Genomic DNA, 19,795 nt, shown 5'->3' with positions numbered 1-19,795 from the left:
CCTCATGGTGAGCCTTGTCGAACCACGAGGGGGAAATGAGCGGCAACTGGACCCTCGTGCTTCGACAGCTCAGCACGAGGGCGTGTGGCCCACGTAAGGCGCCTAGCCGTTCGCGGCAGCCAAGGCGCGCTTTGCCATCACCACGATCAGGTTCGCGCGGTATTCAGCGGAAGCGTGAATGTCCGAGATCAGCCCGCTCGATGGAACGGTCGCGCCCTGCAATGCCGCCTCGTCGAACGAGCCGGCAAGCCGCGCCTCAAGCTCTGTCGCCCGGAACACACCGTTTTCGCCTGCTCCTGTCACCGCCACGCGCACGCCATCGCCGTGCTGCGCCACGAATACGCCGGTCATGGCATAGCGCGACGCCGGGTTGCGAAACTTTGCGTAGCCAGCCTTCTGGGGTGCGGTAAATGACACCGCCGTGATGATCTCATCCGCCTCCAGCGCCGTCTCGAAGAGACCGACGAAGAAATCATCGGCCGAAACGTCCCGCTTGCTGGTGTGGATCGTGCCCTTCAGGCCGAGCATGGCTGCGGGATAATCTGCTGCCGGATCATTGTTGGCGATTGAGCCCCCGATCGTGCCCATGTGGCGCACATGCGGATCGCCGATCACGCCGGCCAGCTCGCAGAAAGCAGGACAAACGGCCCTGATCTCCTGGCTATCGGCCACCTGTGCATGGGGTGTTCCCGCCCCAATGCGCACGCTGTTTCCCGAGACGGTGATGCCCTTCAGCTCCGGAATATGGCGCAGGTCGATCAGATCCGACGGTGCGGCCAGCCGCTGCTTCATGGTGGGAATGAGCGTCTGCCCGCCCGCCACCAACTTGGCATCCTCGGCCTCGCTCAATAGCCTGACTGCCTCATCGATCGACGAAGCCCTGTGATACGTTGTCTGGTACATGAGGTTCGTTCTCCTCGAATGCAGCTTGTTTTAAACTGACGCGTGCAGCAGCTTCCAGACCACATTCGGCGTTGCCGGCATGGTCAGGTTGTTGTTGCCGATCGCGTCGGTGATGGCGTTGATGATCGCGGGCGGGGAACCGATCGCGCCAGCCTCGCCGCAACCCTTGATGCCCAGCGGATTGGTCGTGCAGGGCGTCGTCTGGTGCGAGATCTGGAACGACGGCAGATCGTCCGCGCGCGGCATTGTGTAGTCCATGAAGGACGCGGTGATGAGCTGCCCTGACGTGGCATCGTAGTGACAGCCTTCCAGCAGCGCCTGCCCGATACCCTGCGCAATGCCGCCGTGCACCTGACCCTCGACGATCATCGGATTGATGATGACGCCAAAGTCGTCCGCCGCCACGAACTGCACCACTTCGGTCTTGCCCGTATCCGGATCGATTTCCACCTCGGCGATGTAGCAGCCCGCCGGGAAGGTGAAGTTCTGCGGATCGTAGAACGCCGTCTCCTTGAGGCCGGGCTCCATGCCCGCCGGCAGGTTGTGCGCCGTATAGGCAGCCAGCGCCACCTGCGCCCAGGGAAGTGTGCGGTCGGTACCAGCCACCTTCACTTCACCGTTTTCAATGACGATGTCGTTCTCGTCGGCTTCAAGCTGATGCGCCGCAATCTTCTTGGCCTTGGCCTCGACCTTTTCCATCGCCTTCAGCAGCGCCGACATGCCGACAGCACCCGAACGCGAACCATAGGTGCCCATGCCCATCTGCACCTTGTCGGTGTCGCCGTGGACGATCGAAACCTGCTCGATGGGAATGCCGAGACGTCCGGCCACAAGCTGCGCGAAGGTTGTTTCGTGACCCTGGCCATGGCTATGCGAGCCCGTCAGCACTTCGATCGTGCCGACCGCATTCACCCGCACCTCAGCCGATTCCCAAAGACCGACGCCGGCGCCGAGGCTTCCCACCGCCTGCGAAGGCGCAATGCCGCATGCTTCGATGTAGCAGCTCATGCCGATGCCCCGAAGCTTGCCGCGTGCCCGTGCCTCGTCGCGCCTTTGCGGGAACGTATCCCACTGCGCCGCCTGCATGGCCGCATTGAGCGAAGCCTCATAGTCACCCGTGTCGTAGTTCATGATCACAGGCGTCTGGTAGGGGAAGGTGCGAACAAAGTTCTTGCGCCTGAGCTCCGCTGGCGAAACGCCAAGCTCGCGCGCCGCCGTCTCGACAGTGCGCTCAAGCAGATAGGTTGCCTCCGGTCGCCCAGCCCCGCGATAGGCATCGACGGGTGCCGTGTTGGTGTAGACTGCACGCACGTTGCAGTGGATCGCCGGGATCGCATATTGGCCGGACAGCAGCGTTGCGTAGAGATAGGTCGGCACGCTGGAGGAGAAGAGCGACATATACGCGCCGAAATTTGCGATCGTATCGACCTTGAGCCCCACCATTCGGTTATCGGCGTCAAAGCCCATCTGCACTTCCGTCACGTGATCGCGGCCATGCGCGTCACAGAGGAACGCTTCCGTTCGGTCCGCCGTCCACTTCACCGGAACGCCGGACTTCCGCGAGGCCCACAGGCACACGACTTCTTCCGGATAGATGAAGATCTTCGAGCCGAATCCGCCTCCGACATCCGGCGCAATCACGCGCAGCTTGTTTTCCGGCGCCACGTTGTAGAAGGCGCTGATGACCAGCCGGGCCACATGGGGGTTTTGGCTGGTGGTCCAGAGCGTATAGTGGTCCTCCGCCATGTCATAGACGCCAAGCGCCGCGCGCGGCTCCATCGCATTCGGCACCAGCCGGTTGTTGACGATGTGCATCTTCGTGATGTGCACGGCCTGGGAGAGCGCCTCATCCGTCGCCGACGAATCGCCGATCTCCCAGTCGAAGATCAGATTGCCCTTCGCCTCCGGATGAAGCTGCGGGGCACCATCTTTCAGCGCCTCGACCACATTGGTGACCGCCGGCAGCTCTTCGTATTCCACCACCACGGCATCGGCGGCATCGCGCGCCTGACCGCGAGTCTCAGCGACGACGATGGCGACGGCATCGCCCACATAGCGCACCGTGTCGGTGGCAAGCGGCGACCACTGGCCCATGTTCATCGGGCTGCCGTCTTTGGAGTGGATCATCCAGCCGCAGATGAGGTTGCCAATGCCATCTGCCTTGAGCTCCGGTCCGGTATAGATGCCGATGACGCCGGGCATCTCCTGCGCGGCCGAAAGGTCGATGCTCCTGATTTTCGCATGTGCATGGGGGCTGCGGACGAACACCCCGTACTTCATCCCCGGTACGACCATGTCCTCGACATAGCGGCCCCGGCCAGTGATGAATCGCTTGTCTTCTTTGCGCGCGACGCGCGCACCAATCCCTTCAATTCCCATTATCTTCTCCTCCCGGATGAAGCGTCGAAGGCCCGGAGACTGGCAGGCAGAACGGCAACTCCCCTATGCCGTTTGCAGCTTAAGCCTGAGCCTGATCCTCTCATTGCTGGCAAGCTTTAGGCGGCAACCACCCTGTTGGCGCTCACGGCTTCCGAAGCGGCGAGTATGGCTTTGACGATGTTGTGATAGCCGGTGCAGCGGCAGATATTGCCCTCGAGCTCGGCCCGCACGGTCTTCTCGTCCAGCCCTTCCGGATGACGATTGATCATGTCGACGGCCGCCATGATCATGCCGGGCGTGCAAAAACCGCATTGCAGGCCATGGTGCTCCTTGAATGCCGCCTGGACGGGATGCAGCTGGTCGCCCTTGGCAAGCCCCTCGATGGTCACGACTTCGGTTCCCGAAGCCTGCGCCGCCAGCATCGTGCAGGATTTGACGGCCTTGCCGTCCACATGCACCACGCAGGCTCCGCATTGAGACGTATCGCAGCCCACATGCGTGCCGGTCAGGCCCACATGTTCGCGGAGAAAGTGAACGAGCAGCGTCCGGTCCTCCACCGTCTGCGTCACTTTTCGGCCATTCACGACCATTGTTATTTCAGCCATGTATCTCCTCCTACATTGCTTGCGTGGAATGCTGGCTCGGCTTTTTAGAGTTTGAGATTACCTCACCCGGTGCAAGAGTCCACTTCCTTGTAAGAGGCTCGACGCGACATCTTTTCCCGCGCCGACTCATGCCTGCCGATCTTGCCATGCTCACTGAGCTTTCACCGGCCTGCCACTCTCGCAGTGCTGACATTCGCCACTATCTGGAAGAGGGCACCTGCGGCAAATACGGGTTTTCCGCCGCCTGCTCGCCCATGCACAGAAAATGTGAATTCAAGCTGTTAGACGGGCTTGAAATTGGTGCTCAATGTCTGTATCAGCCACCCATCTCCGGCGGGGATGCCATCTTCGCCTCGGGCCGCTTTAGCTCAGTTGGTAGAGCACATCATTCGTAATGATGGGGTCAGGTGTTCGAGTCACCTAAGCGGCACCATTTCTCTTCCCGAACAATTTTGATCAGCAGACCTGAAGAGCGCGTACTTCCGTGCATGTTTGGAGCAGCCGGGCTCCCGTAAGGAAGCCCGACCGTTCAGCTCAGCCAGACTAGGCCAGGAATGCCATGAATTGGCAGGCGAAGTCAGCGATGAAGCTGATGATCTCTCCAGCCGTCCCTCCGTGAAGGCACTCAGACTGGGTGCCGTACTCTATCTCGCAAGCATCATATGGAAGATGAAACATTCAAAAGCCTCGTCAGTTAATATAAGTAAACAGATCTTACTATTTTATAATATTGCAAGAATAGTTCGATAATTATCGCCGTTCGTTTGCGGCGATATAGCGCAATAACGTTTAGTAAGTCTATTTTACCTTCTACTATTAAGAAAATCGCAATAACATGGATCTAAATCCGGGAACGATGGCCATTTATTACGGCAGATACGCGATTCAGGAAATTCTCAGCCACTCGGAGGTCCGCCGACAGGCTCTATCTGCTGTGCGCAAGCGACCAGACGCATTCAGTCGCGAAACATCCAAAGAAAAAGGCGGCCACTGAGGACCGCCCTTCTCAATATGTCGTTCAATATGTCGTGTATCTCGCCTGAACCGTCTACGCTGCGGCAGTCTTTCGCGCCAGGCGCGCCCGGATGCTTTCCACATCCGTACGCGGCGTGGCTGCAAACAGAGTTTTCGTGTACTCGTGCTGAGGGTTGGAGAACACATCGTCACGCGTGCCGTATTCCACCGCCTCACCGAAATACATGACCATCACTTCGTCGGCGATGTAGCGCACCACCGAAAGGTCATGGCTGATGAAGACGTAGGTGAGCCCGAACTCGTCCTGCAGGTCGGCGAGCAGGTTCAGCACCTGCGCCTGCACTGAAAGGTCAAGCGCCGAGACCGGCTCGTCCAGCACCAGCAGCCGCGGATTGAGCATCAGCGCGCGGGCAATCGCGATGCGCTGACGCTGGCCGCCGGAAAACATGTGCGGATAGCGGTTGAAGTGCTCCGGCGCGAGGCCGACCTTCTTCAGCATCTCCATGGCCCGGTGACGCCGCTCAGACGCCGGCAGGTCAGAGTTGATGATAAGCGGCTCCATCAACACATCGCCGATCTTCTGGCGAGGGTTGAGCGAACCATAGGGGTTCTGGAACACGATCTGCACCTTGCGGCGCAGCTCCGGCGAAACGCCCTTGGCCGTATCCACCTTCTGCCCGTCGATGATCAGATCGCCCGCCGTCGGCGGATCAATCATGGTGATCATGCGTGCGAGCGTGGACTTGCCGCAGCCGCTTTCGCCGACGATGGCAAGCGTCTTGCCCTTCTCCACCTTGAGGCTGATGCCCTTGACCGCGCGCACGGTCTTGGCCTGGCGGAACATGCCGCCGGCGGTCGTGTAGTCACGCACAAGGTTGCGCGTCTCAAGAACGATCTCGCTCATGCGGCGCCTCCAGTAACGGCTTCTTCCTCAAGGAAATAGTCGGAGACGCTGGGCAGCCGGTCGCCCGTAGCGTTCTCCGGCAGAGCCGACAAGAGCGCCCTGGTATAGGGGTGCTTGGGCGATTCAAAGAGGCTGAGCACATCGGATTCCTCAACCCGCCGCCCCTTGTACTGCACCGCCACCCGGTCGGCCGTTTCCGCCACCACACCCATGTCATGGGTGATGAGGATCATCGCCATTCCGGTTTCGATCTGGAGATTGACCAGGAGCTCAAGGATCTGCTTCTGGATCGTCACGTCGAGCGCCGTGGTCGGCTCGTCGGCGATCAGCAGCTTCGGATTGCAGGCGAGCGCCATGGCGATCATGACGCGCTGGCACTGTCCGCCCGACATCTGGTGCGGGTAGGAGCTGAGCCTGTCCTCCGTATTGGGGATGCCAACCATGCGGAAAAGCTCGACGGCCCGTCTGCGGCGTGCCGCCCGGTCGAGGTCGGTGTGCTGACGCAGCGTCTCCTCGATCTGGAAACCCACCGTAAAACACGGATTGAGGCTTGCCATCGGCTCCTGGAAGATCATCCCGATGTCCTTGCCGATGATCTTGCGCCGGTCCGACGGGCTCAGGTTCAGGATATCCTTGCCATCGAAGCGGATGTAGTCGGCGGTAATCGTTGCGGTCCAGGGCAGAAGCCCCATGACCGCCAGCATCGAGACGGACTTGCCGGAACCGGACTCGCCTACAATTGCCAGCACCTCGCCACGATCGACGTGGAGCGAGATGCCGTCGACGGCCTTGAGCTTGCCGCCGACCGTATCGAAGGTGAGGCAGAGGTTCTTGATTTCGAGCAGAGCCATGATCAAGACCTCTTCAGCTTGGGATCAAGCGCGTCGCGCAGGCCGTCACCCATCAGGTTGATGGCGAGAACGGTGATCAGGATCGCCAGACCCGGGAACGTCACCACCCACCAGGCGCGCATGACGAACTCACGCGCTTCGGCAAGCATGGTGCCCCATTCGGGCGTCGGCGGCTGTGCGCCCATGCCGAGGAAGCCGAGTGCCGCCGCGTCCAGGATGGCGTTGGAGAACGACAGCGTCCCCTGGACGATGAGCGGCGCGGTGCAGTTGGGCAGGATGGTCCTGAACATCAGGCGCATCCGGCTTGCGCCGGCCACCTTCGCGGCCATGACATAGTCCTTGTTCTTCTCCGCCATCACAGCGGCGCGGGTGAGACGCACGAAATGCGGCTGAAGGACGAGGGCGATTGCGATCATCGCATTGAGCAGCCCCGGCCCCAGGATCGCTACCAGCACGAGCGCCAAGAGCAGCGACGGGAAGGCCAGGATGATGTCCATCAGACGCATGATGAACGTGTCGAGCGGTCCGCGGAAATAGCCGGCGATGAGACCGACCACAACGCCGACCGACACCGAAATGGTGACGACGACGAGACCTACGAACAGCGAGAAGCGTGCGCCATAGATAAGGCGGGACAGGATATCGCGTCCGACCGGGTCGGTGCCCAGAATGTATTCCCAGCTGCCGCCTGCCTGCCAGACCGGCGGCTTCAGGAATGCGCCACGCACCTGTGTTATGGGATCATGCGGCGCAATCAACGGCGCGAAGATCGCGACGAGCAGGATGATTGTGAAGACCGCCGCGCCAACGACGGCGCCTCGGTTCTGGCGAAAATAGTACCAGAACTCAGCCAGCATGGCCCAGCGGATCGCAGAGGCGCTGTGCTCGCCCTCGAGCACCACGGGCTCTGCTACAGTTTTGGGTGTGTTAACAGCCATTTGCCAACCTGCCGCCTAGTACCGGATTCGTGGATTGATCAGCCCGTACAGAACGTCGACGAGCAGGTTCACGACCATGATGATGATGGCAATGAGCAGCAGTCCTCCCTGCACGACGGTGTAGTCCCGCCGGAACACGCTGTCGACCATCCACTTGCCGATGCCCGGCCACGAGAAGATGGTTTCCGTGAGGATCGCGCCAGCCATCAGCACACCGATCTGCAGGCCGATGGTGGTCACCACCGGGATCAGCGCGTTGCGCAGCGCATGCAGGCCGATGACGCGGCGCGGCGGCAGGCCCTTGGCCCGCGCGGTGCGCACATAGTCCTCGCTCAGCACCTCAAGCATCGCCGAGCGCGTCTGACGCGCGATCACCGCAAGAGGGATCGTGGCGAGCACGACGGTGGGCAGGATGAGATGCGACAGGGCCGACTTGAAAGCGCCGGACTGGCCCGAGAGAAGGCTGTCGATCAGCATGAAGCCTGTCACGGGCGGGAAGAAATACATGAGCGAGATCCGGCCGGAGACCGGTGTCAGCTGCAAGACGCCCGAGAAAAAGATGATGAGCAGCAGGCCCCACCAGAAGATGGGCATGGAGTAGCCCACAAGCGCAACGCCCATGACGCCCTGGTCGAACCAGGATCCTCGCTTGACTGCGGCGATGATGCCGAGTGGCACGCCGATGATGACGGCAAGCAGAATGGCGCAGATGGACAGTTCCAGCGTCGCAGGGAAGAGGGCCAAAAATTCACTCAGCACCGGCCGCTTGGTGACGATCGAATTGCCGAAGTCGCCCGTGACGATACCACCGAGGTAATCGAGATACTGCACAACGATGGGCCGATCGAACCCCAACTGCTGGCTGAGTTCAGCATGACGTTCCGGGGAGATTACGCGCTCACCAGCCATCATCTGCACGGGATCACCGGGCAGCAGACGGATAAAGGCGAAGGCAATGATAGAGACACCGACGAACGTCGGGATAAGAACCGCAAGGCGCCTGAACAGGAACTGGAGCATAGCGCGGTTGCTCTCCTTTGTACGCGAGAAGAGCCTCGCATAATTGAAATCGGAGCGCGCCCTGAAGAGAGCGCGCTCCAGTTATATGGCCGACGTTTCCTATTCGACCAGATCTACGCCTTCGAATGCGAAGTCACCGAGCGGGCTCTGTACGAAGCCTTCAACGTTCTTGCGCATCGGAACGACGGACAGCGAGTGGTCGATCGTGGCCCACGGAGCTTCACGCTTGAAGACGACCTGAGCTTCCTCGTAGAGGCGCGTACGCTCGTCAACTTCGCTGGCTTCCTTGGCCTTCATCACGAGGCTGTTGAACTCTTCGTTGCACCACTGAGCGCGGTTGTTGCCGCCCACGGCCTCACAGCCCAGCAGGGTGTGCAGGAAGTTGTCCGGGTCACCATTGTCACCGGTCCAGCCCAGCATCACAGCGCCGTCACGGTCTTCAGCCTTGGAGCGCTCGAGGTACTCGGCCCACTCGTAGCTTACGATCTCAACGTTCACGCCGATCTTCTGGAAGTCAGCCTGCATGATTTCCGCCGCGCGACGTGCGTTCAGCATGTACGGACGGCTGACCGGCATCGCCCAGATCTTCATGTCGAAGTTGCCGACGCCGGCTTCCTCGAGCAGCTTCTTGGCCTGGTCGAGATCGTAGGCATCGTCTTCGATCGCGTCGTTGTAGGACCACATTGTCGGCGGGATCGGGTTCTTGGCAGGCGTTGCCTGACCCTGGAACACGGCCTCGACGATCGCTTCCTTGTTGATCGCGTGGTTCAGCGCCTTGCGGACGCGCACGTCATCGAACGGAGCAACCTTGGTGTTGTAGGCGAGGTAAGCCACGTTCAGGCCTTCCTGCTCCTGGACCTTCAGATTGGGGTCCGCCTTAATTTCCTCGACGTCAGCCGAGTTCGGGTAAGGCATCAGGTGGCATTCGCCGGCCTTCAGCTTCTGGTAGCGAACGGATGCATCCGGGGTGATCGCGAAGACGAGATCGTCGATCTTCTGCTTGCCGTTGTGGTAGTTCTCGTTTGCCTTGTAGCGGATGACGGCATCCTGCTGGTAGGCCACGAACTGGAACGGACCGGTACCGACGGGCTGCTGGTTCAGCAGGTTCATCTGGCCGTCAGCTTCGAGCTTGTCCAGATATTCCTTCGACATGATCGAAGCGAAAGGCATCGCGAGGCTTGCCAGGAACGGCGCTTCCGGACGCTTCAGCTTGATGCGAACGGTGAGATCATCGACCTTCTCGACAGACTCGAGCAGGTCCGGCAGACCCATGCCGTTGAAATATTCCCAGTTGGCGCCCGCAACATACTTGTTCCACGGGTTGTCGCTCTTCCACTGGCGCTCGAACGAGTAGACTACGTCGTCGGCGTTGAGGTCACGCGTCGGCGTGAAATACTCCGTGGTGTGGAACTTCACACCTGGACGCAGCTTGAACGTATATTCAAGGCCGTCCTCGGAGATCTGATAGTCCTCAGCGAGACCCGGAATGGTTTCGGTCGTGCCAGGCTTGAACTCGAGCAGCCGGTTATAGACGGTGTGGGCGGCTGCGTCGAAGGTGGTGCCGGCGGTGTAGAGGCCGGGATCGAAGCCCTCGGGAGAACCTTCGGAACAATAAACAAAAGTTTTGGCGGCGGCTGCTCCGCTCATCATTGTCGCCGCCAGCAAGGCGGCTGCAAAAGCCGATTTAAGTTTCATTTTGCTCTCCCTATGCCCGTAACGTACGGACTTAACCGATTTGTATAGCGGTATATAATCAGACATCATTGTAGGTAGGCAAGACAGATCGAACGCTTATGAGACAATAGCGTTACTCAAATTGAACGGCACTGGACGCAACCGCGTTGGCGCGTCAAACTGACGATCTGACGGGCACTTGGGAGAAAGCGTGAGAGCTATGGAAAACAAGTGGGTCGATGACGTCCTGAAGTTCTGGTTCGAGGAGCTGGACGAGAAGCAATGGTTCTTCTCCACGAAGGAACTCGACGAGCAGATACGCGAGCGCTTCGGCTCCCTGATCAGCAAGCTGAGCACGACGCCGCCCGCCGAGTTAAGCGCCGAACCAAGAACAGCGCTTGCTGCTGTCGTCGCACTCGACCAGTTCCCACGCAACATATTCCGTGGCACAGCGCGTGCATTTGCCACTGACAATCTGGCATTGCGGATCGCTGCGGACGCTGTAGACAACCGACTCGACGCGAACCTGTCGCCCAACGAACGCCTCTTTCTCTACCTGCCATTCGAGCATTCCGAGGTTTCGGCGGATCAGGATCGCTCGGTTATGCTCTGCGAAGCACTCGGTTTGGACGAACCTCTGCGCTACGCCATCGAACATCGTGACATCATCCGGCGTTTTGGACGGTTTCCGCACCGTAACGCAGTGCTGGGGCGGTCGAGCACCGAGGAGGAATTAGCATTCATGAAAGAACATGCGGGGTACGGTCAGTAACGAACAAGTGATTCCAGGCGGGGGCCTGTACATCAGTCGGGGAGAGAAATTTGGCGCGATCCACCAGCAACGATAACTCAGCCGGCTCGAAAGGATCCGGGCGGACGAAGACGGCGGACGACACCAAGGGCACTGAGCTGGACGGAGACGCCGGCATGTCTTCGCAGAAGAAGACAGCAGTGACCCGGTCCAAGGCTGGCAGGGTGGTCCAGGAGGTGGAGATCGTCAGCAAGCCGAAATCCCCCCGCAAGAAACCGGTTGCGGTGGAGCATAACCCGAAACCCTGGCTTTCGAGCTACCCCGAAGGCATTCCGCACGAAATCGGACCCTTCACGCATGTCTCGCTCGTTGACCTGATGCTGGAGGCATGCGAACGCTATTCGGATCGCACGGCCTTTCTTTCCATGGGCAAGGGCCTCACCTTTGCAGAGCTTGAGGCGAAATCCCGCGACCTTGCCGCTTTCTTCCTGTCACTCGGCCTGAAGAAGGGCACACGCGTCGCGCTGATGATGCCGAACCTTCTGCAATATCCGGTAGCGCTGATGGCTGTGCTGCGAGCCGGCCTGGTGGTCGTCAATGTCAACCCGCTTTACACCGCGCCGGAACTCGCCCGCCAGCTGAAGGACTCGGGCGCCGAGGCCATCATCGTGCTGGAGAATTTTGCAGGCACGCTTCAGAAGGCCCTGCCCCAGACCGCAGTAAAGCACGTCATCGTCACCGCCATGGGCGACATGCTCGGCCTCAAGGGTCATGCCGTCAACCTGGTTGTTCGCCATGTCAAGCGCATGGTGCCAAACTGGCGTATCGATGGCTGCATCCCCTTCCCACGCGCAATGCGTGAAGGAGCGAAGCTCCAACTCACGCCGCCGTCCATCGGTCTCGATGACATCGCCTTCCTCCAATACACCGGCGGCACCACGGGCATGGCGAAGGGCGCGATCCTGCTCCACCGCAACGTTCTGGCGAACACGATGCAGAACGAGCAATGGCTGAGAACGGCCTATATCGGGCGCCCGCAGCCGGAAAATCCGATCCTCGTCTGCGCCCTGCCGCTCTATCACATCTACGCGCTCACCGTGAATGCGCTGATGGGCATGGAGATCGGCGGCACCAACCTTCTGATCGCCAATCCGCGCGACATCCCCGCCATGATCAAGGAGATGAGCCGCTACGGATTCAACATCATCGTTGGGCTGAACACCCTCTTCAATGCGATGCTGAACAACCCTGACTTCCGGAAGCTCAACTTCCAGCACCTGCATCTGACGCTCGGCGGCGGCATGGCCGTGCAGTCTTCCGTTGCGCTGCGCTGGAAGGAAGCGACCGGCGGCACGATCCATGAGGGTTACGGCCTGTCAGAAACATCGCCTGTAATTGCCGCAAACCTGTTCTGCGACCAGACCTTTTCCGGAACGATCGGCATTCCGATCCCGTCAACGGAAGTGCTCATCTGCGATGAGGACGGTTCGCCCGTCGAACTCAACACGATCGGGGAGCTCTGCGTTCGTGGTCCGCAGGTGATGCCGGGCTATTGGCAACAGCCCGAAGAAACCGCCCAATGCTTTACACGCGATGGCTTCTTCAGGACGGGTGACATGGCTGAGATGGACGAACGCGGCTTCATCCGCATCGTCGATCGCAAGAAGGATATGATCAACGTCTCCGGCTTCAACGTCTACCCGAACGAGGTCGAGGAGGTCGTGGCCTCCCATCCGGGCGTATTGGAAGCCGCCGTCATCGGTGTATCGGACCCACACTCCGGCGAGGTGCCGAAGGTTTTCGTGGTGCGCAAGGACCCGAAGCTGACGGAGCAGGACATCATGGAATTCTGCAAGGACAAGCTCACTGGCTACAAGCGCCCGAGGCACGTGGAATTCCGGGACGCATTGCCGAAAAGCAATGTCGGCAAATTCCTCCGCCGCGAGCTGAAATAGCGCCTGGAAAGTTGGGCGGAGTGATCCTCCGCCCGCCCTCGCACGCTTACTTACTCCGCAGAGAATGAACCCGGCTGACGAGCCCAGCCGTTGAAGCGTCACGACCGGACGAATCCTTCGTGCCCTCGACAACGGGCAGCAGCTCGGTTGCCAGTTCCTTGCCGAGCTCCACGCCCCACTGGTCGAACGCGTTGATGCCGAAGAGCGCCGCCTCGACGAAAACACGGTGCTCGTAAAGCGCGATCAGACGACCCAGTGCGTAAGGGTCGAGCATTCGATAGAGGATCGTTATCGAAGGACGATTGCCGGGGAAGACGCGGTGCGGCGCAAGCTTTTCTACCTCGGCGGCGTCCATCCCCTTCGACAATAGCTGAGCCTTCGCCTCTTCCAGCGTGCGGCCTTTCATCAGCGCTTCCGACTGCGCCAGGCAATTGGCGACGAGCAGGTCGTGGTGCTGCTTAAGCTCGGGCTCATGCCCCTGCGCAGCGACGATGAACTCGACGGGGATCACGTCCGTGCCCTGATGCAGGAGCTGGAAGAACGCGTGTTGGCCGTTGGTGCCGGGCTCACCCCAGACGATCGGGCCCGTAGGCGTCACCACTGGAGAACCATCCAGCTTCACCCGCTTACCGTTCGACTCCATGTCGAGCTGCTGGAGATAGGCCGGCAACCTCGCCAGCCGCTGATCGTAGGGGATCACGGCGCGCGATGGATAGGCGCAGATCGCGCGGTGCCAGAAGCCGACGAGGCCGAGCAGAATCGGCAGGTTCTGGCGGAGCGGCGCTTCCCTGAAATGCTGGTCCATGTCAGCGGCACCGTCCAGCATGAGGCGGAAGTTTTCCGGCCCGACGGCAATCATGATCGGCAGACCAATGGCCGACCACATGGAGTAGCGTCCGCCAACCCAATCCCAGAACCCGAAGACGCGGTCCGCATCGATTCCGAAGGCTGCGACCTTGTCGAGCGCGGTCGAGACGGCCGCAAAATGGGCGCCTACAGCCGCCTCACCCAGCTTGCCGATGATCCATTGCCGCGCAGTCTCGGCGTTGGTCATTGTCTCGATCGTGGTGAAGGTCTTGGACGCGACGATGAAGAGCGTCGTCTCAGGATCAAGCTTGCGCAACGTGTCGGCTATATGCGCGGCGTCTACGTTGGACACGTAGTGGCAGGCGGGGCCGTCGTGATAGGGGGCGAGCGCAAGTGTGGCCATGCAGGGGCCGAGATCAGAGCCGCCGATGCCGATGTTGACCACATCGGTGAACCGCTTGCCGGTGGCGCCCGTAAGCTCCCCGGAGCGGATCTTCTCCGCGAACGCGCCCATCGCGGCAAGCACCGCCTCAACGTCGGGCATCACGTCATGTCCGGCATGGATAACCGGCCCGGAGGAATTGCGCAGGGCCGTATGCAGAACTGCCCGCTTCTCGGTGCCGTTGATCGGGTCACCGGCGAACATCGCATCGCGCCGCTCGCTCACGCCTGCGGCGTCAGCCAGATCGCCAAGCAGCTGAAGCGTCTCTTCGCTCACTGCAGTCTTGGAGAAATCAAGCGTCAGATCGTCCAGCGAGGCAGAGAACGTCGCGAATCGCTCGGGATCTGCCTTGAATGCTTCCCTGAGATCGAACTGCCCGTTCTGACGATGGTGTTCACGCAGCGCTTCCAGCGCATCAGAATATGCAATCATTGTTCTCTCTTAGGTTCGCAATGGCGCGGAGATAAACGGAAATTGGCTTGGAACAAGCCCGATGTGGTCCTTTGAGCTCTCCAGGCACACAAATGTGGTTCTTCTTCATTCCGTGTCCAGATGGCCGCTGAAATTTCATCATCCCAATGCCATGATTAGAAACATTCCCAAACTTGCCGTCATGCATTAGCTTGCAGGTGAGATTAGCATTAGGAGGTCTTCGCATATGGCAATGGTTATTGAAGGTGAGGAGCGGATCACGGCGCCGGTCGATGTTGTCTGGCGCGCCTTGAACGATCCGGATGTTCTGAAGGAGTGCATCCCCGGCTGCGAGACCCTGGAGAAGAAGTCCGACACCGAACTTGAAGCGACGGTGACGCTGAAGATCGGGCCGATCAAGGCGAAGTTCGCAGGTTTCGTCGAGCTCCAGAACCTCAACCCGCCTTATTCCTACACGATCTCCGGCGAGGGCAAGGGTGGTATCGCTGGCTTTGCCAAGGGCGGCGCAGATGTGTCCCTCAAGGAGGATGGGCCGGACACGACGATCCTCACCTACACTGCCAAGGCGGATGTTGGTGGCAAGATTGCCCAGCTCGGTGGCCGCCTGATTGAATCGACGTCCAAGAAGCTTGCGTCGCAGTTCTTCGCGGACTTCAACGCCCACGTGAGCGGCGCTTCCGCCTCGGAAGAAGCCACCGCCTAAGGCACTCACGGAAACCAATTCTCCCCTCATGGTGAGCTAGTCGAACCACGAGGGGAGAATGAGCGCTACTCAAATACGATCTTCGGTCCTGCTCCAGCGCCTTCGCGTTCGTTGAGTTCCGCGAGCACCTTTTCCGCAATCGATAGGTACACCTTCGCCTGCGCGCCTTCCGGATCGACCGCCACCACAGGGGTACCGGCGTCGGACGTTTCGCGTACATCCATCGTCAGCGGAACACCGCCGAGGAACGGCACGCCAATGCGTTCCGCTTCAGCCTTGGCGCCACCGTGCCCGAAGATGTCGTAACGCTTGCCGGTGTCCGGCGCGATGAAATAGCTCATGTTCTCGACAACGCCGAGAAGCGGCACCTCGACCTTGCGGAACATGTTGATCCCCTTGCGGGCATCGATCAGCGCGAGATCCTGCGGCGTCGAGACGATCACCGCACCTGCGAGCGGCACCTGCTGCGCCATGGTGAGCTGCGCGTCACCCGTTCCGGGCGGCATGTCGACCACGAGAATATCAATCGGCGCCCACTCCACATCGCGCAGCATCTGCCGGAGCGCCGACATGACCATCGGTCCGCGCCACACCATGGCCGTGTCTTCGTCCACCATGAAGCCCATGGACATGACCTTCACGCCATAGGCTTCCATCGGAACAATCGTGCGTCCGTCCTTAGAGGCAGGCTTGCCCTTGACGCCCAGCAGGCGCGGCATCGATGGTCCGTAGATATCAGCATCCAGGATACCCACGCGCTGTCCCAGCGCCTTCAGCGCCAACGCGAGGTTGACCGCCGTCGTCGACTTGCCGACGCCGCCCTTGCCGCTGGCCACCGCGATGATCTTGGCGACACCCGGAATGTCAGCTTTCGCAGCAACAGCCCCGGCCCCATGCGGCGCGCTGGCTGGCGCCGCGGAGGGTCGCGGCGCTGGGCGCTGCGTCTGCGCTGGAGCCTGACCCATGCCGCCCTGGCGTTCGGCGGTCAGCGCCACCACTGCATTCTGGACGCCGGGCAGGCTCTTCACAGCCCGTTCAGCGGCTTCGCGCAATGGCTCAAGTTCCCTGGCGCGTTCTGCCGGTACCGTGATCGAGAAGAAAACCTTGCCGTCAGCGATGAAGATCTCCGAGACCATCCCGAGCGAAACGATATCGTCCTTGAAGTCCGGTCCCTTGATGGTGGAAAGTTTGTCGATGACGGCTTCACGCGTGACGGTCATGTTGTCTGCCTTCAAACTGCTGAAGCATCGGCTCGGGAATGGGGGAAGTCCCTGGGACATCAGCCGGTGCACGGAAAACTCTGCCCCGTCATAGATCAGACCGATCGCAGAACCAAGCGACAGCTTGCCGCTTTCCTTCACGCCGGCTGCAAAATGCTCTAGGGCTAGTCTTAATCTAGGGAGTGGTACGAAGATCCGCCAATGATCGACAAGCTGGAATATTTTCTGGTTCTTGCCCGCGAGCAGCATTTCGGTCGCGCCGCTGTCGAGCTTGGCGTAACTCAGCCAACGCTTTCGGCGGCAATCAAGCAGCTTGAAGATCAGCTTGGCGTGATGCTGGTGAAGCGCGGCTCCCGCTTTCAGGGACTGACACCGGAAGGGCAACGCGTGCTGGAATGGGCCCGCCGCATCGTGGGCGACTCCCGCACCCTGAAGGAAGAAATGCGCGCCGCCCGCCAGGGTCTTTCCGGCCACGTGCGTATTGCCGCGATCCCCACTGCACTCGCCATGGTGCCCTCCATCACCACGCCGTTCCGTGAGAAGCATCCGAACGTCACCTTTTCGGTCATCTCCTGCACCTCGCTGCAGGTACTCTCACATCTCGAGAACTACGACATCGACATCGGCATCACCTACATCGAGAACGAACCCTTGGGCCGTGTCGTCGCGGTGCCGCTTTATTCAGAGCGCTACCAGCTCATCACCGCCGCCGGCAGCCGCTACTCCGACCGCGATCACGTCACCTGGGCAGAGGTGGCCGAACTGCCGCTCTGCCTGCTGACGCCTGATATGCAGAACCGGCGCATCATCAACAAGCACCTTGAGGAAGCAGGCGGTCGCGTCCAGCCGACGCTCGAGTCCAACTCGATGATCCTCCTCTTTTCGCACATCCGCTCGGGCAAGTGGGCATCCATCATGCCGCTCAATCTTGCCGAAGTGCTGGGCTTCTCGGAGCCCGTCCGCGCCATCCCGATCACTGAGCCGGATGTGAGCCATCTCGTCGGCGTTGTCGCTGCCGAGCGCGAGCCACATACGCCCATGGTTTCCGCACTTCTTTACGAGGCGCGGCTGGTCGCCGAACGCTACGGCAAAGCTTGATAGAAATTTCCTATCAAGCGACGGATATGCTATATTGATCGGAACTGGGATCCGGTATCTCATACCCTTGGGCAGCTTTAGCTAAGGGAGGCGCTGGGCATGCAACCAGCCAGTACCGATTTGATCACGTCGATTATGCCGATCATCGACCGATGGAAGCAGGAGGAAGGTCCGCTTCTGCCGATCCTGAACGGCATTCTGCGTGAATTCGGCTACGTTCCCCGTGAGGTCATCCCGACCATTGCAGATGCGCTGAACCTGTCACGCGCTGACGTCTACGGCGTCGTGTCCTTCTACCACGACTATCGGGCAGAACCCACTGGCCGCCACGTGCTGAAGCTTTGCCGCGCCGAGGCCTGCCAGTCGATGGGTGGCGATGCGGTTGCCGAAAGGCTGCAGCAACTTCTGGGCGTGCGCTTCGGCGAAACGTCGATTGATGGTTCCGTGACGCTTGAGCCCGTCTACTGCCTTGGCCTCTGCGCCTGCGCGCCCTCGGCGATGCTGGATGGCGAAGTGATAGGCCGTCTCGATGAAGCCAAGGCTGCCGAGATTGCGGCGGAGGTTCGCTCCTGATGGCTGTGAAGATCTACATCCCGCGCGATTCCGGCGCCATTGCCCTTGGCGCCAACCAGGTCGCGCGAGCAATTGAATGCGAGCTTGAAGTGCGCGGCATCGAAGCAACGATCGTCCGCAACGGCTCCCGTGGCCTTTATTGGCTCGAACCAATGGTCGAGGTGGAAACCGAAAACGGCCGCGTTGCCTATGGCCCGGTCAAGCCGTCTGACGTCTCCTCGCTGTTTGATCATAACCTTACCTCCGGCGGCTCCTCCCCACATCCCCTCCTCCTTGGCCGACCGGAGGACCTTCCTTTCCTGGCGCGCCAGACCCGCCTCACCTTCGCCCGCTGTGGCATCACCAACCCGGTATCGCTGGAGGATTATGAGGCGCATGGAGGTCTACGCGGCCTGCGCAACGCCCTCGCATTGACACCGGAGCAGATCGTCGAGCAGGTGACGGAGTCCGGCCTGCGCGGACGGGGCGGCGCGGGCTTCCCGACCGGCATCAAGTGGAAGACCGTGCTCGACGCCAGGGGCCCGCAGAAATACATCATCTGCAACGCCGACGAAGGCGATTCCGGTACTTTCGCCGACCGCATGATCATGGAAGGCGACCCCTTCGTCCTGATCGAAGGCATGATCATCGCAGCCATCGCTGTTGGCGCGACCCGTGGCTACATCTATCTGCGCTCCGAATATCCCTACGCAGAGACGGTGCTCAATCAGGCTATCGAGGTGGCGCGCAATGCAGGCGTCCTCGGGCCTAGCGTCCTCGGCTCAGGCCACGCCTTTGAGCTGCAGGTGCGCATGGGCGCCGGCGCCTATGTCTGCGGCGAGGAAACCGCGCTGCTCGACAGCCTGGAGGGCAAGCGTGGCATGGTGCGCGCCAAGCCGCCGCTGCCAGCGCATGAGGGCTTCCTTGGCCGCCCGACCGTCATCAACAACGTGATTTCGCTTGCGTCTGTGCCGATCATCATGGATCGCGGCGCAACATTCTACAAGGACTTCGGAATGGGCCGCTCACGCGGCACGATCCCGATCCAGATAGCCGGCAACGTGAAACATGGTGGCCTGTTCGAGGCGGCCTTTGGCCTGACGCTCGGCGAAATCGTGGAGGACATCGGCGGCGGCACGGCCACGGGCCGTCCGGTTCGCGCGGTGCAGGTGGGCGGACCGCTGGGCGCCTATTTCCCGCCATCGCTCTTCGACACGCCCTTCGACTACGAAGCCTTCGCTGCCAAGGATGGCCTGATCGGCCACGCCGGCATCGTCGTTTTCGATGACTCGGTCGACATGCTGAAGCAGGCGCGTTTCGCCATGGAGTTCTGCGCCGTCGAGTCCTGCGGCAAGTGTACCCCCTGCCGCATCGGTTCCACGCGCGGTGTCGAGGTGCTGGATCGTCTTGCAGACGGCGTCGAGCCCGAGCGCCAGCTCGAGATCGTGACCGACCTCTGCAACACGATGAAATTTGGATCTCTTTGCGCTTTGGGTGGTTTCACCCCATATCCGGTGATGAGCGCGATAACCCACTTCCCGGAAGATTTCCGCCCTGCGCCCCTGCGCCAAGCGGCTGAGTGAGCG

16 protein-coding genes and 1 tRNA gene are annotated in these 19,795 nt (G+C 60.7%); 7 read left to right on the top strand and 10 right to left on the bottom strand.

Going from position 1 to position 19,795, the window contains the following annotated elements; all coding sequences use genetic code 11:
• Window positions 1-102: 102 nt before the first annotated feature.
• The 3 genes from IEX27_RS14725 to IEX27_RS14715 form a co-directional block, all read right to left on the bottom strand.
• Window positions 103-903, bottom strand: coding sequence for an FAD binding domain-containing protein (locus IEX27_RS14725; protein ID WP_188721839.1), 801 nt, complete (start codon window positions 901-903; stop codon window positions 103-105).
• Window positions 904-933: 30 nt separating this feature from the next.
• Window positions 934-3,282, bottom strand: a complete 2,349-nt coding sequence (locus tag IEX27_RS14720; RefSeq protein ID WP_188721838.1) for a xanthine dehydrogenase family protein molybdopterin-binding subunit — start codon at window positions 3,280-3,282, stop codon at window positions 934-936.
• Between the two features lie 116 nt (window positions 3,283-3,398).
• Entirely contained in the window at window positions 3,399-3,887 is a 489-nt protein-coding gene (locus IEX27_RS14715) for a (2Fe-2S)-binding protein (RefSeq protein ID WP_188721837.1), read from the bottom strand.
• A 357-nt stretch (window positions 3,888-4,244) separates the two neighbouring features.
• Here IEX27_RS14715 and IEX27_RS14710 point away from each other — a divergent pair.
• Window positions 4,245-4,320: transfer RNA gene (locus tag IEX27_RS14710), tRNA-Thr, on the top strand.
• A 615-nt stretch (window positions 4,321-4,935) separates the two neighbouring features.
• Here IEX27_RS14710 and IEX27_RS14705 read toward each other — a convergent pair.
• The 5 genes from IEX27_RS14705 to IEX27_RS14685 form a co-directional block, all read right to left on the bottom strand.
• The gene (locus IEX27_RS14705; protein ID WP_188721836.1) at window positions 4,936-5,766 is read right to left on the bottom strand and encodes a dipeptide ABC transporter ATP-binding protein; all 831 of its coding nucleotides are present in this window, start codon (window positions 5,764-5,766) and stop codon (window positions 4,936-4,938) included.
• Entirely contained in the window at window positions 5,763-6,617 is an 855-nt protein-coding gene (locus IEX27_RS14700; protein ID WP_188721835.1) for an ABC transporter ATP-binding protein, read from the bottom strand. Before IEX27_RS14700 ends, IEX27_RS14705 begins: the two co-directional genes overlap by 4 nt.
• Before the next feature lie 2 nt (window positions 6,618-6,619).
• Window positions 6,620-7,474 carry an ABC transporter permease subunit gene (locus tag IEX27_RS14695; RefSeq protein WP_244630393.1) on the bottom strand — a complete coding sequence of 285 codons (855 nt, stop codon included), beginning with the start codon at window positions 7,472-7,474 and terminating at the stop codon, window positions 6,620-6,622.
• Between the two features lie 96 nt (window positions 7,475-7,570).
• Complete coding sequence (locus tag IEX27_RS14690) at window positions 7,571-8,575, bottom strand: ABC transporter permease subunit (RefSeq protein WP_188721833.1); 1,005 nt, start codon at window positions 8,573-8,575, stop codon at window positions 7,571-7,573.
• Window positions 8,576-8,674: 99 nt separating this feature from the next.
• Window positions 8,675-10,270 carry an ABC transporter substrate-binding protein gene (locus IEX27_RS14685; RefSeq protein WP_188721832.1) on the bottom strand — a complete coding sequence of 532 codons (1,596 nt, stop codon included), beginning with the start codon at window positions 10,268-10,270 and terminating at the stop codon, window positions 8,675-8,677.
• 199 nt (window positions 10,271-10,469) lie between these two features.
• Here IEX27_RS14685 and IEX27_RS14680 point away from each other — a divergent pair, with 199 nt between their 5' ends.
• Both IEX27_RS14680 and IEX27_RS14675 read left to right on the top strand, forming a co-directional pair.
• Entirely contained in the window at window positions 10,470-11,021 is a 552-nt protein-coding gene (locus IEX27_RS14680; protein WP_188721947.1) for a DUF924 family protein, read from the top strand.
• A 155-nt stretch (window positions 11,022-11,176) separates the two neighbouring features.
• On the top strand, window positions 11,177-12,955 hold the full coding sequence (locus IEX27_RS14675) for a long-chain-fatty-acid--CoA ligase (protein WP_188721946.1): 1,779 nt from the start codon (window positions 11,177-11,179) through the stop codon (window positions 12,953-12,955).
• A gap of 46 nt (window positions 12,956-13,001) precedes the next feature.
• Here IEX27_RS14675 and pgi read toward each other — a convergent pair whose 3' ends face one another.
• Entirely contained in the window at window positions 13,002-14,636 is a 1,635-nt protein-coding gene (pgi, locus tag IEX27_RS14670; protein ID WP_188721831.1) for a glucose-6-phosphate isomerase, read from the bottom strand.
• Window positions 14,637-14,862: 226 nt separating this feature from the next.
• On the opposite strand from pgi, the gene IEX27_RS14665 reads away from it, so the two are divergent.
• Complete coding sequence (locus IEX27_RS14665) at window positions 14,863-15,339, top strand: SRPBCC family protein (protein WP_188721830.1); 477 nt, start codon at window positions 14,863-14,865, stop codon at window positions 15,337-15,339.
• Between the two features lie 65 nt (window positions 15,340-15,404).
• On the opposite strand, the gene IEX27_RS14660 is transcribed toward IEX27_RS14665, so the two are convergent.
• Window positions 15,405-16,559: an Mrp/NBP35 family ATP-binding protein gene (locus tag IEX27_RS14660; RefSeq protein WP_188721945.1), complete on the bottom strand. Its 1,155-nt coding sequence runs from the start codon at window positions 16,557-16,559 to the stop codon at window positions 15,405-15,407.
• Window positions 16,560-16,760: 201 nt separating this feature from the next.
• Here IEX27_RS14660 and IEX27_RS14655 point away from each other — a divergent pair, with 201 nt between their 5' ends.
• The 3 genes from IEX27_RS14655 (at window position 16,761) to IEX27_RS14645 (ending at window position 19,792) form a co-directional block, all read left to right on the top strand.
• Window positions 16,761-17,657 (top strand): LysR family transcriptional regulator, encoded by an 897-nt coding sequence (locus IEX27_RS14655; protein WP_188721829.1) that lies wholly within the window; start codon window positions 16,761-16,763, stop codon window positions 17,655-17,657.
• A gap of 93 nt (window positions 17,658-17,750) precedes the next feature.
• A complete protein-coding gene (locus IEX27_RS14650) occupies window positions 17,751-18,230 on the top strand; it encodes a formate dehydrogenase subunit gamma (protein ID WP_244630392.1) in 480 nt (159 codons plus the stop codon).
• A complete protein-coding gene (locus IEX27_RS14645) occupies window positions 18,230-19,792 on the top strand; it encodes a formate dehydrogenase beta subunit (protein WP_188721827.1) in 1,563 nt (520 codons plus the stop codon). Before IEX27_RS14650 ends, IEX27_RS14645 begins: the two co-directional genes overlap by 1 nt.
• Window positions 19,793-19,795 lie beyond the last annotated feature (3 nt).

The sequence above is a fragment of the Nitratireductor aestuarii genome, from assembly GCF_014641695.1.
In the GTDB taxonomy this organism is placed as follows: domain Bacteria; phylum Pseudomonadota; class Alphaproteobacteria; order Rhizobiales; family Rhizobiaceae; genus Chelativorans; species Chelativorans aestuarii.
The sequence above is the reverse complement of the archived record's forward strand: the minus strand, read 5'-3'. Positions and strand labels throughout refer to the sequence as shown.

Bases quoted from the DNA above. Each gene is read 5' to 3' on its own strand.
- IEX27_RS14700 (WP_188721835.1), bottom strand. From the start codon at position 6,617: ATGGCTCTGCTCGAAATCAAGAACCTCTGCCTCACCTTCGATACGGTC.
- IEX27_RS14655 (WP_188721829.1), top strand. From the start codon at position 16,761: ATGATCGACAAGCTGGAATATTTTCTGGTTCTTGCCCGCGAGCAGCAT.
- IEX27_RS14665 (WP_188721830.1), top strand. From the start codon at position 14,863: ATGGCAATGGTTATTGAAGGTGAGGAGCGGATCACGGCGCCGGTCGAT.
- IEX27_RS14690 (WP_188721833.1), bottom strand. From the start codon at position 8,575: ATGCTCCAGTTCCTGTTCAGGCGCCTTGCGGTTCTTATCCCGACGTTC.
- IEX27_RS14720 (WP_188721838.1), bottom strand. From the start codon at position 3,282: ATGGGAATTGAAGGGATTGGTGCGCGCGTCGCGCGCAAAGAAGACAAG.
- IEX27_RS14680 (WP_188721947.1), top strand. From the start codon at position 10,470: ATGGAAAACAAGTGGGTCGATGACGTCCTGAAGTTCTGGTTCGAGGAG.
- pgi (WP_188721831.1), bottom strand. From the start codon at position 14,636: ATGATTGCATATTCTGATGCGCTGGAAGCGCTGCGTGAACACCATCGT.
- IEX27_RS14645 (WP_188721827.1), top strand. From the start codon at position 18,230: ATGGCTGTGAAGATCTACATCCCGCGCGATTCCGGCGCCATTGCCCTT.
- IEX27_RS14695 (WP_244630393.1), bottom strand. From the start codon at position 7,474: ATGCTGGCTGAGTTCTGGTACTATTTTCGCCAGAACCGAGGCGCCGTC.
- IEX27_RS14715 (WP_188721837.1), bottom strand. From the start codon at position 3,887: ATGGCTGAAATAACAATGGTCGTGAATGGCCGAAAAGTGACGCAGACG.
- IEX27_RS14705 (WP_188721836.1), bottom strand. From the start codon at position 5,766: ATGAGCGAGATCGTTCTTGAGACGCGCAACCTTGTGCGTGACTACACG.
- IEX27_RS14725 (WP_188721839.1), bottom strand. From the start codon at position 903: ATGTACCAGACAACGTATCACAGGGCTTCGTCGATCGATGAGGCAGTC.
- IEX27_RS14675 (WP_188721946.1), top strand. From the start codon at position 11,177: ATGTCTTCGCAGAAGAAGACAGCAGTGACCCGGTCCAAGGCTGGCAGG.
- IEX27_RS14660 (WP_188721945.1), bottom strand. From the start codon at position 16,559: ATGACCGTCACGCGTGAAGCCGTCATCGACAAACTTTCCACCATCAAG.
- IEX27_RS14685 (WP_188721832.1), bottom strand. From the start codon at position 10,270: ATGAAACTTAAATCGGCTTTTGCAGCCGCCTTGCTGGCGGCGACAATG.